Here is a 14,177-nt window from a genome sequence, read left to right on the forward strand (position 1 = left end):
GGGCGAAGGGAGGCGGCCACCCAGGTCGTCCAGCGGTTCGGAGGCAGGGAAGCCCATCAGCAGAGTCCACCGCAGCAAAAGGGTGCCGTCCGGTCGTGATGACCGGACGACACCCTTTCGTGTGGGTCCCTGAGGGGGAATCAATCAGGCGGGCTGTGCCGCCTCGACGATCGCGGCCGCGGTGCGGCGGCCCATTCGGATCGCGCCGTCGACGTGCTGGTAGCCGGCTCCGGCGATGTCGGAGCAGGAGAAGTGGATCGGCCCGACGGGCGTGCGGTTGTCGCGCCCGTAGCGGTGCAGTCCGCCGAGGTCGTAGCTGCACGCGTAGGCGCCGCGGGTCCATTCCTCGGAGCCCCAGTCGGACTCGTAGTAGACGACGGCATCCTTCGCCTTCGGGCCGAGGAACCGCGCGATCGACTCGAGGATGCGGCTCTTGCGCTCCTCCGCGGACAGCTCGAACATCGCGTCGGCCTTCTCGTCGGCCACGAACGCGACCAGGGTGCCGCGGGTGTCGCCGTGGTTGGTGTTGTCGTACACCTCCTGGACGATTTCCGCCGAGCTGAAGCTCGTCCCGGACAGGCCGTCCTCCCGCCAGAACGGGGTCTCGTACACGGCGTGGACCTTGATGACCAGTCCGATCGACTGGTGCTGGTGCATCTGGTGCTGGCGGCGCGGCAGCGGCGGGTCGAACGAGATGCGGCTGTACAGGTTCGGCGGGACCGCGAGAACGACGCGCTTCGCGTGGACCTCGATGCCGCCGTCGGCCTCGACTCGCACGCCGTCCTCGTTCCAGTGGACCGTGCGCACCGGTGCGCCGAGATGAACGTCGTCACCGAGCTGCTCCGCGAGCAGGATCGAGACCTGCTGCATGCCGCCGACAACGCGGCGGTCGAGGATGAAGTCCTCGTTCACGAGGTTGCTGAACGATCCGGCGGAAGCCGCCATCAGCACGGCCTGCAGCGCCGAGAACGCGTGCGCGGGCTTGGTCAGCATCCCGCCCGCGACGAACAGGCCGATGTTGTTGCGGGCCTCGGCGTCGTCGCACTGGTCGGCCAGCCACCGGGAGAACGACACGGTGTCGAGTTCCCGAGCGCGCGGATGCGCCCACGGCTCGTCGGCGCCGATCTCGGCGGTCAGCTCGTCGAGGATTCCGATGAGCCGGTCCATCTCGGCCTGTGTCGACTCGGACACGGGGAAGCTGTCGCCGGAATACACCGTCCGCTCGCCGTTCGGCGCGATGTAGACGGAGTCGCCTTCCCGGTAACGCTCGTAGGTGGTGAGGCCGAGCGACTCCAGGGTCTCGTACAGGGCCGTCTGGTCGGGGGAGACCCACTGGCCGCCGATCTCGAGCATGGCCCCGTCGATCGTGCCGGTCCAGGTGCGGCCGCCGACGCGGTCACGGGCTTCCAGAACGGCGACGGTCAGTCCGGCCTTCTTCAGCTCGGCTGCGGCGGTGAGACCGGACGGCCCGGCGCCGACGACGACGACGTCACGAGTGATTGTGGGCAAGGGGAACTCCTCGATCGGAAACGAGATGCGGGATCTCGACGGGGTCGTTGGTCAATTCTCGGCCGAAGCGACACCGGGGTGGCGCGCCGATTCGTCGAATCTGGGCACCGCGGACGGGCCGGAACGGTGTGTCAGGGGAAGGCGGGCGTCACTGCCGCACGGACCCGGTGCCGACGGGCACGAGGTCCTCACCCAGGGCGGGCGTCGAGCGGTTGAGCACCTCGCCGCGGAAGAACTCGGGGCTGCGGGCTCGCATCACGAACATCAGCACCACGCCGAGGGCGAGCAGGCCGAATCCCATGTAGAAGACGAGGCCGATGCCACCGATCGCGGTTCCGCTCCCGTTCTCGGGGTTCATGCTCTCGACGACCGAGATGGCGAACACCACCAGCAGCATGATCCCGCCCAGGAGGGGGAACAGGAGCTTGAACACGAAGTTGCGGACGCTGCTGAACAGTTCGTGCCGGAAGTACCACACGCACGCGAAGGCGGTGATGCCGTAGTACCAGCAGATCATGATGCCCAGTGCGGCGATCGTGTCGAGAAGGGTGTGCTCGGACAGTAGCGTGACGATCGTGTAGAACGCGCCGGTGAGGACGCCCGCGACGACGGTCGCGTAGGTGGGCACCAGGAAGCGCGGGTTGATCCGGGACAGTCGCTTGGGGAACGCGCCGTACGCACCCATGGCGAGCATGGTGCGTGCCGCGGGCAGGAACGTGGTCTGCAGACTCGCCGCGGAGGACGCGAGGACCGCGAGGAACAGCAGCATGCCACCCCAGTGGCTGAGGATCGGCTCGGCGAGGGCGCCGAAGACGTTCTCCGAGTTGTCCGGGTTGCCGAGCCCGAGTCCCGTGTCGCCGACGCCCGCGTACATCATCGCCGCGACCGCCACGAGCAGGTAGGTGACCAGGATCGACAGCACGCTCAGCAGGCCGGCGCGGCCGGGGGTGCGCTCGGGATCCTTGCACTCCTCGCCCAGGGTCAGGCAGGTGTCCCAGCCCCAGAACGCGAAGATCGAGCCGGTCAGGCCGACCGCGAACGCGGTGATCGCCAGGCCGGTGAACGGGTTGAACCAGTCCAGGTCGAACGCCAGGTTCCCGGGAGCGTCACCGGAGGCGACCTTGGTGAACGCCACCACCACGAAGGCCAGGAGCACCAGCATCTGGAAGCCGACGAGAACGTACTGGACCCGCTCGCTCGTGGTGATGCCGCGACCCGAGATCCAGGTGGCGATCGCCAGGAACAGCAGGGTGGTCCCGATGTTGACGGCCTTGTTCGAGGCCAGGTCTGCGATGTTCGGGGTGTCGAACAGTCGGGCCAGGAACAGATAGAAGAACTGGACCGCGATGGCCGCGAGGTTGGACAGCACGATGATCGTTGCCACGACCATGCCCCAGCCGGCCATCCACCCGACGTACGGACCGAACGCCTTGGTGGACCACGTGAACGAGGCGCCGCAGTCCGGTGTGTCGCGGTTGAGTTCCCGATAGGCGTAGGCCGTCAGGAACATCGGGACGAACCCCGCGATGAGGATGGCGGGCATTTTCAGGCCCACCGCCGCGACGATCAGACCGATGCTCGCGGTGAGCGTGTAGCCGGGGGCGACGCACGAGATGCCGAGAACCGCTCCGCTGAGCGTTCCGATCTTGTTGGCGGCCAAGCCCTTGTCGAGTTGTCCACCGGTGGCGATCGGTGTCGGTGATTCAGCCATTGGGTTGCTCCAGAGTGGGCTTTCGCGTGGTGCGATCGAGCGAGACGGGTCTAGTGGTCGAGGTGGTCGGCCGACTTCGGGACGACGACCATGGGTACGGGGAGGACGCGCAGCATCTTCGATGCCGTCGATCCGAGGAACAGGCGGTGGGTCTGGGCGAGCCGGCTCGATCCGACGAGGACGATGTCGCCCTCGTGCCAGGTGAGTGTTCCGACTGCGGTTTCGACCGAATCGCCTTCCGCAAGTTCGGTTGTCACGCGGACGTCATCATTGTCGATGAGCTCCCTGGACCGGTCCAGCACCTGCCGGGTGTGGGCGACGGCGGCGGCGTGAGCGGCCGCGTCGGTGTCCGCCTTCGGGTGCCGGTCGAGGGCGACCAGGGACACCAGCCGGAGCGGGGTGTCGGTGCGTTCACAGGCCCGAGCGGCCGTGCGCAGCACCACGTCTGCGCCCTCACGTTCGCCGATCGCGCAGGTGACCTCCCGGACCTTCGGTACGTCGTGGGTGCGGGTTCCGCGTGGTGCCAGCGCGATCGGCACGTGCGACGAGTGCAGCAGGCTGCTCGCGATGGTGCCGATGCCGTGCCGCCCGATCAGTCCGTCGCCGGCAGCGCCGATGACGATGGCCTGGGCGCCGAGTCGCGCGGCCTCGTTCAGCAGGCCCTGTGCGAACGAGTCGTCGAAGCACAGGTGCACCTCGGTGTCGACGTCCTCGGGGACCGTGGCACGGGCCTCGGCGAGCCACCGGTTCGCCTGCCGGACCAGCACACTGTCGTAGCCGGGATCGGTCGGCACCCGGGTGGGTACCGTCCGGTCCGGCGGGACGATCATGCAGATGTCGAGGGTGGCGCTGAGGCTGCGTGCGAGACGCACACCGAGTGCCAGACCGTCCGCACCACTCGGAGTGGCGAGATAGCCGACCACCAGGCGCATGGGGAACTCCGTTCGGGTAGTGGGGAATTCGGGCCGGCGGTGAACGCAGGCCCGCGGTGCACTCAGGCAGACAGGGCGATGTACTTCGTCACGAGGTACTCGTCGATTCCTTCGACGCCGCCCTCGCTTCCGAGTCCCGACTGCTTGACCCCGCCGAACGGGGCGGCCGGGTCCGAGATCACGCCGCGGTTGATGCCGACCATCCCGGATTCGAGGGCCCCGGCCACCCGCATCGCCCGGTCCAGGTCGCGGGTGTAGAAGTACGCTGCCAGACCGTATTCGGTGGCGTTGGCCGCCGTGATCGCCTCGTCTTCGGTGTCGAAACCGCGGATCACGGCGACCGGTCCGAAGATCTCCTCGCGGACGATCCGCGCGTCGGCGGGAACCTCGTCGAGCACCGTGGGCTCGTAGAACCAGCCGGGTCCGTCGATGACGTGGCCGCCGGTCCGCACGCGCGCACCCGCGGCGACGGCCTCGTCGACCAGGGACGCGACCGCGTTGCGCTGCTTCTCGTTGATCAGCGGACCGAGCTGAGATCCGTCCAGGTGACCGGCGCCGACCTTGGTCGCCGCGATCCGCGCGGTGAGTGCCGCAGTGAACTCCTCACGCACGTCGTTGTGCACGAGGAATCGGTTCGCAGCCGTGCACGCCTCGCCGCCGTTGCGCATCTTCGCGGCCATCGCGCCCTCGACGGCACTGTCGAGGTCGGCGTCGTCGAAGACGATGAACGGGGCGTTGCCACCGAGCTCCATCGAGGTGCGCAGCACTTGGTCGGCGGACTGCTCGATGAGGATCTTGCCGACGCGGGTCGAGCCGGTGAAGGTGACCTTCCGCAGCCGCGGATCGGCCAGCAGGGGTGCCGTCACGCCGGCGGCGTCGAAGGTCGGAAGCACGGACAGGACACCGGCCGGGAGCCCCGCCTCGGCGAAGGCCTCCGCGAGCAGCAGCATCGTCAGCGGAGTGTCCTCCGCCGGCTTGACGATGACCGTGCATCCCGCGGCGAGGGCGGGCCCGATCTTCCGGGTGCCCATCGCCAGCGGGAAGTTCCACGGGGTGACGGCCAGGCACGGGCCGACCGGCTCCCTCGTCACCAGGATCCGGCCGTTGCCGGACGGCGCCTGGGTGAACCGACCCTGGATCCGCACCGCCTCCTCGCTGAACCAGCGCAGGAACTCGCTTCCGTACGCGACTTCGCCGCGAGCCTCGGCGAGGGTCTTGCCCATCTCGAGCGTCATCAGCAGCGCGAAATCCTCGGTGCGCGCGGTGACCAGCTCCCACGCCCGGCGCAGGATCGCCGACCGCTCGCGCGGGGACGTGGCCGCCCACTGTGCCTGGACGCGGCACGCCGCGTCCAGTGCCGCGAGCGCGTCCTTGCCGGTCGCGTCGGCGACCTCGGCGATGCGCTCACCCGTCGCCGGGTTCAGCACGGCGAACGAGCCGCCGTCGACGGGGTCGGTCGCGGCGCCGTCGATCCACAGGCGGGTGGGGACGGAGGCGAGGAGGCTGTCGATGCTGTTCATGATCGGTCCTGTTCGAGAGGGCGGACGGAAGGTCAGACGGCGGCGCGGATCGCGCCCTCGATGACGGTGAGCGCGTCGTCGAGCAGCTCGTCCCCGATCACCAGCGGCGGCAGGAGCCGGATGACGTTGCCGTAGGTGCCGCAGGTCAGCAGGATCACGCCCTGCTCCAGGGCACGGGCCGCGATGTCCTTGGTGACGGCGGCGTCCGGCTCGTCGGTGCCGGGCTTGACGAACTCGACGGCGAGCATCGCCCCGCGGCCGCGGACCTCGCCGATCGCCGGAACCTCGTCGGCGAGCGCGCGCAGACGCGTCGTCGCGACCTCGCCGATGTGGCGGGCACGGGCGGGCAGGTCGTTCTCGCGCATCGCCTCGATCGCGGCGAGCGCGGCGGCGCAGGCGACCGGGTTGCCGCCGTAGGTGCCGCCCAGTCCGCCCGGGTGAACCTTGTCGAGCAGGTCGGCGCGGCCGGTGATCGCGGACAGCGGCATGCCGCCCGCGATGCCCTTCGCCATCGTGACGATGTCCGGGACGATGCCCTCGGCGTCGGATGCGAACCAGTCGCCGGTGCGGGCGAAGCCGGACTGGACCTCGTCGGCGATGAACACCACACCGTTCTCGCGAGCCCACTCGACAAGCGTCGGGAGGAAGCCCTCGGCCGGCACGATGAAGCCGCCCTCGCCCTGGATGGGCTCGATGATGATCGCGGCGAGCGACTCGGCGCCGATCTGCTTCTCGATCTGGGTGATCGCGCGCCGCGCGGCCTGCTGACCGGTCAGTCCGGGCTGGTCGCGGAACGGGTACGACATCGGCATCCGGTAGATCTCCGGAGCGAACGGACCGAAGTTCGTCTTGTAGGGCATCGACTTGGCGGTCAGCGCCATCGTCAGGTTGGTGCGACCGTGGTACGCGTGGTCGAAGGCGACGACCGCGTCGCGGCCGGTGGCCAGGCGCGCGACCTTGATCGCGTTCTCGACGGCCTCGGCTCCCGAGTTGAACAGCACGGTGCGCTTCTCGTGGTCGCCGGGCGTCAGGACGGCGAGTTCCTCGGCGACCTGGATGTAGCTCTCGTACGGGGTGACCATGAAGCAGGTGTGGGTGAACCGGCCGGCCTGCTCGGCGACCGCGGCGGCGACCTTCGGGTCGGACGCGCCGACGTTGGTGACCGCGATTCCGGAGCCCATGTCGATCAGGGAGTTGCCGTCGACGTCGACGATCACGCCGCCGTCGGCGTCGGCAGCGTAGACCGGGACGCTGGATCCGACACCGGCCGCGACCGCGGCGCGGCGGCGTGCGGTGAGCGCGGCGGACTTCGGGCCGGGCAGCGGGGTGACCAGGGCGCGCTTCTGGGGCAGGCGGTACTCGATGGTGCTCATGCGGATTGGTCCTTCGGAATCTCTTGTGCGAAAAGGTGAATCGGTCGGTCGGCGCTCAGGTGTGCGCGCTCAGTCGTGGGCGCTCATGACGTGCTTGAGGCGGGTGTAGTCCTCGACGCCGTACGCGGACAGGTCCTTGCCGTAGCCGGACTGCTTGAACCCGCCGTGCGGCATCTCGGCGACCAGCGGGATGTGGCAGTTGATCCACACCGCTCCGGAGTCGAGCGCGACCGACATGCGCTGGACCGTGCCGTGGTCCCGGGTCCACACGCTCGCGGCCAGGCCGTAGTCCACACCGTTGGCCATCTCGACGGCCTGCTCCTCGTCGGTGAACGACTGGACGGTGATCACCGGACCGAAGGTCTCCTCCTGCACGATCGCGTCGTCCTGCGCGACATCGGTGACGATCGTCGGGGCGAAGAAGTAGCCCGTGTCGCCGATCCGGTTGCCGCCGGTGCGCACCTTCGCGTGGCTCGGCAGTGCGGCGATCTTCTCGACGACCCGCCCGAAGTGCGCGGCGTTGTTGAGGGGGCCGTAGAAGGCGTCCGGGTCGTCGGGGAGTCCGGGGGTCAGGGCCTCGGCCTTCGCGACCAGCGCGTCGACGAACGCGTCGTGGATCGACTCGTGTACCAGCACGCGCGTCGCGGCGGTGCAGTCCTGGCCGCCGTTGAAGATGCCCGCTTCGGCGATGCCGCCGGCAGCCTTGTCGATGTCGGCGTCGGCGAACACAACAGCGGGCGCCTTGCCGCCGAGTTCGAGGTGGGCGCGCTTGACCTGTTTCGCGGCGGAGACCGCGACGGCGATGCCGGCGCGAACCGATCCGGTGATCGAGACCAGGCCCAGCGCCGGATGTTCCACCAGGGAGGCACCCGTGGCGGCATTGCCGAGGATCACGTTGAGGACGCCGTCGGGCAGGATGCCCTGCGACAGGCGGGCGAGCACGAGCGTGCTCTCCGGGGTGGTGTCGCTGGGCTTGAGGACCACGGTGTTGCCCGCCGCCAGCGCGGGCCCGATCTTCCAGATCGCCATCATGAACGGGTAGTTCCACGGAGTGACCTGACCGACCACGCCGATCGGCTCACGCCGGACGTAGGAGGTGAAGCCCTCCATGTACTCGCCCGCGGACTTGCCCTCGAGCAGGCGAGCGGCACCGGCGAAGAACCGGAGTTGGTCGGCTCCGACCTTGACCTCCTCTGCGGCGACGACGGCCTTGGGCTGGCCGGTGTTGCGGCACTGCGCCTCGACGATCTCGTCGGTGTGCGCCTCGATGGCGTCGGCGAGGGCGAGGAGTGCGGTCTGGCGCTGACCGGGTGTGGTCCGCCCCCAGGTGCGGAAGGCCCGCTGGGCAGCCTCGACGGCGGCGGCGACGTCGGCTTCGGTGGAGACCGGCGTGCGGGCGACGACTGTCTCGTCGACCGGGCTGACGAGGTCGATGGTCTCGCCCGACGCCGAATCCACGAAGGCGCCGTCGATGTAGTTCTTCAGCAGGTCGATCGTCATCGTGGGTCGGTCCTCTCGAACGGTTGGGCGGCACCGTGCGGGTGTGCCTGGCACCGCCGTCAGATCTGGACGGCACGCCGTCGTGTGAGATCTCCTCGCGGTGGTCCTCTAAATGTGCGGTGCTTCACAACTCCGGACATCTGCCAGAATGTCGAGTGAGGTCAGGTCGGATTCGCCATTTTGTCGGGGCGGGTCCGCGCGACACCCGTGGGTGACTTGGAGGCGTGATGGCCCTTCCTGTCAGGTGGTTGCTGTCGCAGCCCGAACTTGCACTGAAGCTGATGGCGGGCGCCGGCGGGCTCGACGCCGACGTGACCTTCGTCGTGACCACCGAGCTGAGTGATCCGGCACGCTGGCTCTCGGGTGGCGAGTTGCTGCTCACGACAGGGATCGCGTTGCCCTCGTCCGCGGTGGATCGCCGCGCCTACCTGCAGAAGATTGCCGAGTGCGGCGTCGCGGCCGTCGGCTTCGGGGTCGGCCTGTCCCACCCGTCGGTCCCCGAGGACCTCGTCACGGCCGCCGACGAGTACGGCCTGCCGTTGCTGGAGGTGCCGCTGCCGACGCCGTTCGTGGCGGTGGCGAAGAAGGTCACCGAGCGTCTCGCGGAGCTGCGGTACGAGTCCATGCTGCGCGCCTCGCGAGCGCAGCCCCGGATGACTCGCTCCGCGATCCAGGGAGGCGTCTACGCGACGATTCGTGAGCTGTCGGTGGCCTGCTCCGCGACCGTCCTGCTGCTGGATCCGTCCATGCGGGTCATCGAGGCGTACCCGGACGGCGTCGACGAGGCCGTCGTCGCCGAGGTCGCGGATCTGGCCGCGAGCGGATCGGGATCGGTCGCGAGCAGCGTCGCCCGGAGCAGGACCGGCGCGACGGTCGCCGTGCAGGTCATCACGGGTGGCAACGTCGTCCACGGATACCTGGCTGCGATCAGCGACAGCTCGCTCGGACACGTGGAACAGATCCTGCTCGGTCACGCGAACTCGTTGCTGGCCTTGGATTTCGAGAAGCCGCATCGACTGAGGGCCGCGCAGAACCGGCTCAACAGCGAGGCGATCGGGCTGCTCCTGTCGACCGAGATCAACCTCGCTCCCGCGCGCGCACAGATGCGTCAGGCCGCGGACAGCGACGGGCTGATCAGGGCCATGACCGTGCTCTGCGATTCCGACGACGCCGTCCAGCGGGTCGTCGACGTGGTCGACGCGATCATGACCGCCGATGCCCGCCAGACCTTCGTCCGACGCGACGAGATGCGCGTGACGGCGCTGCTTCGCGGTCGGGACGGATCCGACGTCGCCCGCAGGCTGGTGCGTGAACTCGGGTCGCGGCAGGCGAAGTCGATCCGGGTCGGACTGAGCACCGTCCACCCGGTCGACGACGTGACCGACGCGGTCCAGCAGTCGGCACTGACGGCCTCGGCCGCGGCATACGGCGGACAGCCGGTCGAGTTCGAGTCCATGACCGGCAGTGCGCTGCTGACCTTCCCCGAGTCCCGCCGCGTCCTCGACGAGTTGGCCGAGACGATGATCGCGCCCCTCGTCGCTCACGACCGGGAGCAGGGCACCGACCTCGAGGCGTCGCTGCGTGCCTATCTCGAGGCGAACGGGCACTGGGAATCCGCCGCCGCGACGATCGGCGTCCACCGGCACACACTCCGCAGCCGCATCACGCGGATCGAGGACCTGCTCGGCTGTGATCTCGACGTCGCGCGGGTGCGGGCGGAGCTCCTGCTGGCGATCATCGCGCGACAGGGGTGACGGCGGTGACGCCGCCGCCCGGCGCGACGGCGGTGCGCACGGCGAGGGCGATCTCCGCGCCGACCACGCAGCCCCGCACGGCGTCCGCTCGGCCGTCACGACGGAGTTCGTCGATCATCGAGGTCAGGCGCGCCGCGCCGGTCGGGTTCGAGGAATGCCACCGGTCGACGGCGGCGGTGATCGGCTCGTCTGCTCCGAGATCGGACAGGATCACCTCGACGAGTGCATGCCAGCGTTCCCGGAGGTCGTCGGTGACCACGTCGGCGGCCATCGTGTCCCAGTACCCGGTCTGGGTGTCTGCCGCGATCGCGGCGCACAGCCAGTCCAGACCCAGCGCGGCGCCGAGTTCGCGGTAGGCCTGGGCGGCGCGGGTCACGTGGTGGCCGGTGCGTGCCGCCGTGTCCGCCAGTGCGGGCGCCTGCGCCAGCACGCGCAGCGTGGCGAGGTCCGATTCGAGCCGCCCGGACAGTCGGGGAAGGGCGCCGGTGAGCTCGCGCACCGCGTCGGCGAGCCGGGAACCGTCCGCGGCGGCACCGTGACCGCCGCGGCGTGCCCGCAGGAGCCAGGACGTCGCGCGTTCGATCAGTTCCTGGACCCCGGACAGCAGGTCCAGGCGGGTCTGCCGTCCGATGTCGGGAAGGGCGAGGACGTCGTTCCAGATCCGGTCGACGTCGAACGCGGACCGGACCACCGCGTAGGCGGTGACGATCTCGGCCGTGGTCGCACCGGCGCGCTCCTCGAGGCGATGGATGAACCCGGGGCCGACGCGGTCGATCAGCTGGTTCGCGACGACCACCGCGATGATCTCGCGGGCGACGCGGTGCCCTCGCAGATCAGGTCCGGCGACGGCGCGGATCCGAGCCGGGAAGTACTCGTCGAGCAGGCCGGCGAACGCGGGGTCGTCCAGATCGGCGGAGTCCAGGAGTTCGCTCCGAACGAGGTTCTTCGAGCGGGCGAGCAGAACCGCGATCTCGGGACGGACCAGACCCGTGCCCGCGCGCCTGCGCGCCGCCAGTTCGGTGCGTGACGGGAGGACGTCCGCCGCCCGGTCGATGCTCGTGGCGTCCTCGAGGTTCTCGATCAGGCGCTCGTGCCTGCTGAGCAGGAACGAGGCGTTGGCCTCGGCGAGGCTGATCGCCAGGGTCTGCCGGTCGCAGTCGCCCAGGACCGAACGTGCGATGTCGTCGGCCACGTCGGCGAGCAGCGCGTCACGCGCGTCCGAGGAGAGGACGCCCGAGTGCACCGCGGAGTCGAGCGCGATCTTGAGATTGACCTCGCGATCGGAGGTCGCGACGCCTGCGGCGTTGTCGATGAAGTCGGCGTTGACGCGTCCGCCGCCGAGTGCGTACTCGACCCGCGCGCGCTGGGTCAGGCCGAGGTTGCCGCCCTCACCGATCGCCCGGCAGCGCAGGGTGTCGGCGTCGACGCGCACCCCGTCGTTGGCGGGGTCCGCTGCGTCGGTGTGCGACTCCGTCGACGCCTTCACGTACGTCCCGATGCCGCCGTTCCACAGCAGGTCGACCTGGGCGCGCAGGAGAGCGCGGATCACCTCGTGCGGTGCCAACTCGGTGGCGTCGACGCCGAGGCGGCGCCGGGCCTGCGGGGACAGCGGGATCGACTTCGCCGTCCGCGGCCAGACTCCGCCGCCGCGCGAGACGGCGGCGCGGTCGTAGTCGTCCCAGCTGCTGCGTTCGAGGGAGGCGAGGCGTTCCCGTTCGCGGTACGACTGCTCGGGGTCCGGATCGGGGTCGAGGAACACGTGGCGGTGGTCGAAGGCGCCGACGAGGCGGATCTGCCTCGACAGCAGCATCCCGTTGCCGAACACGTCCCCCGACATGTCTCCGACACCGACGACCGTGAACGCGTCGGTGTCGACGTCGGTGCCCGCCTCGGCGAGATGGCGGCGCACCGAGCACCAGGCGCCGCGGGCGGTGATGCCCATCTCCTTGTGGTCGTATCCGGTCGCCCCGCCGGAGGCGAACGCGTCCCCGAGCCAGAAGCCGCGCCCGAGGGCGATGCCGTTGGCGAGGTCCGAGAAGCGCGCGGTTCCGCGGTCGGCGGCCACCACGAGGTACGGGTCGGGGCCGTCGTGGACGACCGTCTCGGCCGGATGCACGGTGACCCCGTCGACGACGTTGTCGGTCACGTCGAGGAGCGCGCCGACGAACGCCGAGTACGCCCTCTCGATGTCAGCCGGCTCGGTCGTACCTCGAACCACGAACGCGCCCTTGGCCCCGATCGGCACGATCAGCGAGTTCTTCACCACCTGCGTGCGCATCAGGCCGAGGACCTCGGTCCGGAAGTCGTCGCGGCGATCCGACCAGCGCAGCCCGCCGCGCGAGATCGGCCCGCCGCGGACATGGCTTCCCTCCACATCGGCGGAGTGGACGAAGATCTCCCGGTGCGGGACGACCGTGGCGGGCAGGCACACCCGGGACGGGTCGAGCTTCAGGGCGATCGGCGCGCCGTCCTGTACGTGCGCCCGAAACCAGTTGGTGCGCAGGGTCGCCGAGACGACGGACCACAGCCCGCGCAGCAGCCGGTCCTCGTCGAGCGTCGCGGTGGCCGCGACTGCGGCCGTGAGCGTGGCCTCGGCGCCGGCCACGGCCGCGTCCCGGTCCTCGAGTCGGGGGTCGAGCCGGGCGCGGAACAGCGCCACCAGCGCCCGCACGTACTCCGGCCGGGCGGCCAGGAGGTCGATCACCGACGTGCTGGACAGTTCGAGTCCGCACTGACGGGCATATCGGGCGAGCGCACGCACCACGACGGCCTCGCGCCACGGCAGGCCCGCGGTGGCGACGAGCCGGAGGTAGCCGTCCACCTCGACGGCGCCCGTCGTCGCGGCCACGAAGGCGTCGGACACCAGGGCCTCCGTCGCCGCGTCCCACTCGAGCGCTCCGGTGTGGAACGTGAATCGGTGGACCGACGCCGTGTCGAGGTCGCCACCCACCAGATCGTGCGTGGCCACGCACAGGTCCAGATGGGCGAAGGTCGCCACCAGGTCGGCGAGGAGCGGCGTACCGCCCTGCGGCCAGACCACTTCGGCGTGCAGCGTGTTCCCGTCCGGCGTGTTCGCGTTGCCGGCCGTCGGCGAGAACGTGAGCGTCGGCACGTCGAGGACGGCGCTGGTGGGAACGGAACCGTCGGTGGACACCGACGACAGGACGCGACTCATGTGACTCCCTCGAGGCGAATGTGCTTGCCGCCAGTCTTGTTCGGGGGAGACCTGTGCCACATCCACCACATCGGAGTGTGAGGCGTGTGGGGATGCGCCCTTTCGTCGATGTCCGGCGGTCCCGCCCATCCCGGACAGTCATACCCACGGGGGGTATGATATGGGCATGAACGGATACTCGGCCGAGAAAGAAGCCCTCCTCAAGCGGCTGCGGCGCATCGAGGGGCAGGTCGCGGGCATCTCCCGGATGGTCGACGACGACCGCTACTGCATCGACATCCTCACCCAGGTGTCGGCGGTGACGAGCGCGCTGCAGTCGGTCTCCCTCAAGCTGCTCGACGAGCACCTCTCGCACTGCGTCGTCGAAGCGGCACGCCAGGGTGGGCCCGAAGCGGACGCGAAGGTCAAGGAGGCGTCCGCCGCCATCGCCCGTCTCGTCAAGTCCTGACACACCCCCGCTGGAAGGCACAGACATGCAGAGCACCTACACCGTCGCCGGAATGACCTGTCAGCACTGCGTCGCGTCCGTCACCGAGGAGTTGACCGAGATCGCGGGCGTCACCGAGGTCGTCGTCGACCTCGGAACCGGCCGCGTCGACGTGACCAGCGACGCCCCGCTCGACCGGGCCGCCGTCGCCGCGGCCGTCGAAGAGGCGGGATACGAGCTGACCTCGTGACCGGCGGTGCCGTTACGCCGCGCGAG

General features: G+C 69.9%; 10 protein-coding genes. 3 read left to right on the forward strand and 7 right to left on the reverse strand.

What is annotated here, in order from left to right:
- Positions 1-144 precede the first annotated feature (144 nt).
- From RHCRD62_RS15570 to RHCRD62_RS15595, 6 genes are all read right to left on the reverse strand, one after another.
- Positions 145-1,509, reverse strand: coding sequence for a flavin monoamine oxidase family protein (locus tag RHCRD62_RS15570; RefSeq protein WP_050065607.1), 1,365 nt, complete (start codon positions 1,507-1,509; stop codon positions 145-147).
- A gap of 148 nt (positions 1,510-1,657) precedes the next feature.
- The gene (locus tag RHCRD62_RS15575; RefSeq protein WP_050065608.1) at positions 1,658-3,220 is read right to left on the reverse strand and encodes an APC family permease; all 1,563 of its coding nucleotides are present in this window, start codon (positions 3,218-3,220) and stop codon (positions 1,658-1,660) included.
- Positions 3,221-3,270: 50 nt separating this feature from the next.
- Positions 3,271-4,152, reverse strand: coding sequence for a universal stress protein (locus tag RHCRD62_RS15580; protein ID WP_050065609.1), 882 nt, complete (start codon positions 4,150-4,152; stop codon positions 3,271-3,273).
- A 62-nt stretch (positions 4,153-4,214) separates the two neighbouring features.
- Complete coding sequence (locus RHCRD62_RS15585; RefSeq protein WP_050065610.1) at positions 4,215-5,672, reverse strand: NAD-dependent succinate-semialdehyde dehydrogenase; 1,458 nt, start codon at positions 5,670-5,672, stop codon at positions 4,215-4,217.
- Positions 5,673-5,704: 32 nt separating this feature from the next.
- Positions 5,705-7,045, reverse strand: a complete 1,341-nt coding sequence (gene gabT, locus RHCRD62_RS15590) for a 4-aminobutyrate--2-oxoglutarate transaminase (RefSeq protein WP_050065611.1) — start codon at positions 7,043-7,045, stop codon at positions 5,705-5,707.
- Positions 7,046-7,114: 69 nt separating this feature from the next.
- Entirely contained in the window at positions 7,115-8,545 is a 1,431-nt protein-coding gene (locus RHCRD62_RS15595; protein WP_050065612.1) for a gamma-aminobutyraldehyde dehydrogenase, read from the reverse strand.
- A 227-nt stretch (positions 8,546-8,772) separates the two neighbouring features.
- Here RHCRD62_RS15595 and RHCRD62_RS15600 point away from each other — a divergent pair, with 227 nt between their 5' ends.
- Entirely contained in the window at positions 8,773-10,299 is a 1,527-nt protein-coding gene (locus tag RHCRD62_RS15600) for a PucR family transcriptional regulator (protein ID WP_050065613.1), read from the forward strand.
- Here RHCRD62_RS15600 and RHCRD62_RS15605 read toward each other — a convergent pair.
- Entirely contained in the window at positions 10,280-13,474 is a 3,195-nt protein-coding gene (locus RHCRD62_RS15605) for an NAD-glutamate dehydrogenase domain-containing protein (protein ID WP_084734293.1), read from the reverse strand. The two genes, RHCRD62_RS15600 and RHCRD62_RS15605, sit on opposite strands and share 20 nt — an antisense overlap.
- 166 nt (positions 13,475-13,640) lie before the next feature.
- On the opposite strand from RHCRD62_RS15605, the gene RHCRD62_RS15610 reads away from it, so the two are divergent.
- Both RHCRD62_RS15610 and RHCRD62_RS15615 read left to right on the forward strand, forming a co-directional pair.
- Positions 13,641-13,922: a metal-sensitive transcriptional regulator gene (locus RHCRD62_RS15610; RefSeq protein ID WP_050065857.1), complete on the forward strand. Its 282-nt coding sequence runs from the start codon at positions 13,641-13,643 to the stop codon at positions 13,920-13,922.
- 25 nt (positions 13,923-13,947) lie between these two features.
- On the forward strand, positions 13,948-14,151 hold the full coding sequence (locus tag RHCRD62_RS15615; protein ID WP_050065615.1) for a heavy-metal-associated domain-containing protein: 204 nt from the start codon (positions 13,948-13,950) through the stop codon (positions 14,149-14,151).
- The last annotated feature ends 26 nt before the right edge of the window (positions 14,152-14,177 follow it).

This window comes from Rhodococcus sp. RD6.2, from assembly GCF_001040705.1.
In the GTDB taxonomy this organism is placed as follows: Bacteria; Actinomycetota; Actinomycetes; order Mycobacteriales; family Mycobacteriaceae; genus Rhodococcus_G.

Bases quoted from the DNA above. Each gene is read 5' to 3' on its own strand.
- RHCRD62_RS15615 (WP_050065615.1), top strand. From the start codon at position 13,948: ATGCAGAGCACCTACACCGTCGCCGGAATGACCTGTCAGCACTGCGTC.
- RHCRD62_RS15580 (WP_050065609.1), bottom strand. From the start codon at position 4,152: ATGCGCCTGGTGGTCGGCTATCTCGCCACTCCGAGTGGTGCGGACGGT.
- RHCRD62_RS15575 (WP_050065608.1), bottom strand. From the start codon at position 3,220: ATGGCTGAATCACCGACACCGATCGCCACCGGTGGACAACTCGACAAG.
- RHCRD62_RS15600 (WP_050065613.1), top strand. From the start codon at position 8,773: ATGGCCCTTCCTGTCAGGTGGTTGCTGTCGCAGCCCGAACTTGCACTG.
- RHCRD62_RS15610 (WP_050065857.1), top strand. From the start codon at position 13,641: ATGAACGGATACTCGGCCGAGAAAGAAGCCCTCCTCAAGCGGCTGCGG.
- gabT (WP_050065611.1), bottom strand. From the start codon at position 7,045: ATGAGCACCATCGAGTACCGCCTGCCCCAGAAGCGCGCCCTGGTCACC.
- RHCRD62_RS15605 (WP_084734293.1), bottom strand. From the start codon at position 13,474: ATGAGTCGCGTCCTGTCGTCGGTGTCCACCGACGGTTCCGTTCCCACC.
- RHCRD62_RS15595 (WP_050065612.1), bottom strand. From the start codon at position 8,545: ATGACGATCGACCTGCTGAAGAACTACATCGACGGCGCCTTCGTGGAT.
- RHCRD62_RS15585 (WP_050065610.1), bottom strand. From the start codon at position 5,672: ATGAACAGCATCGACAGCCTCCTCGCCTCCGTCCCCACCCGCCTGTGG.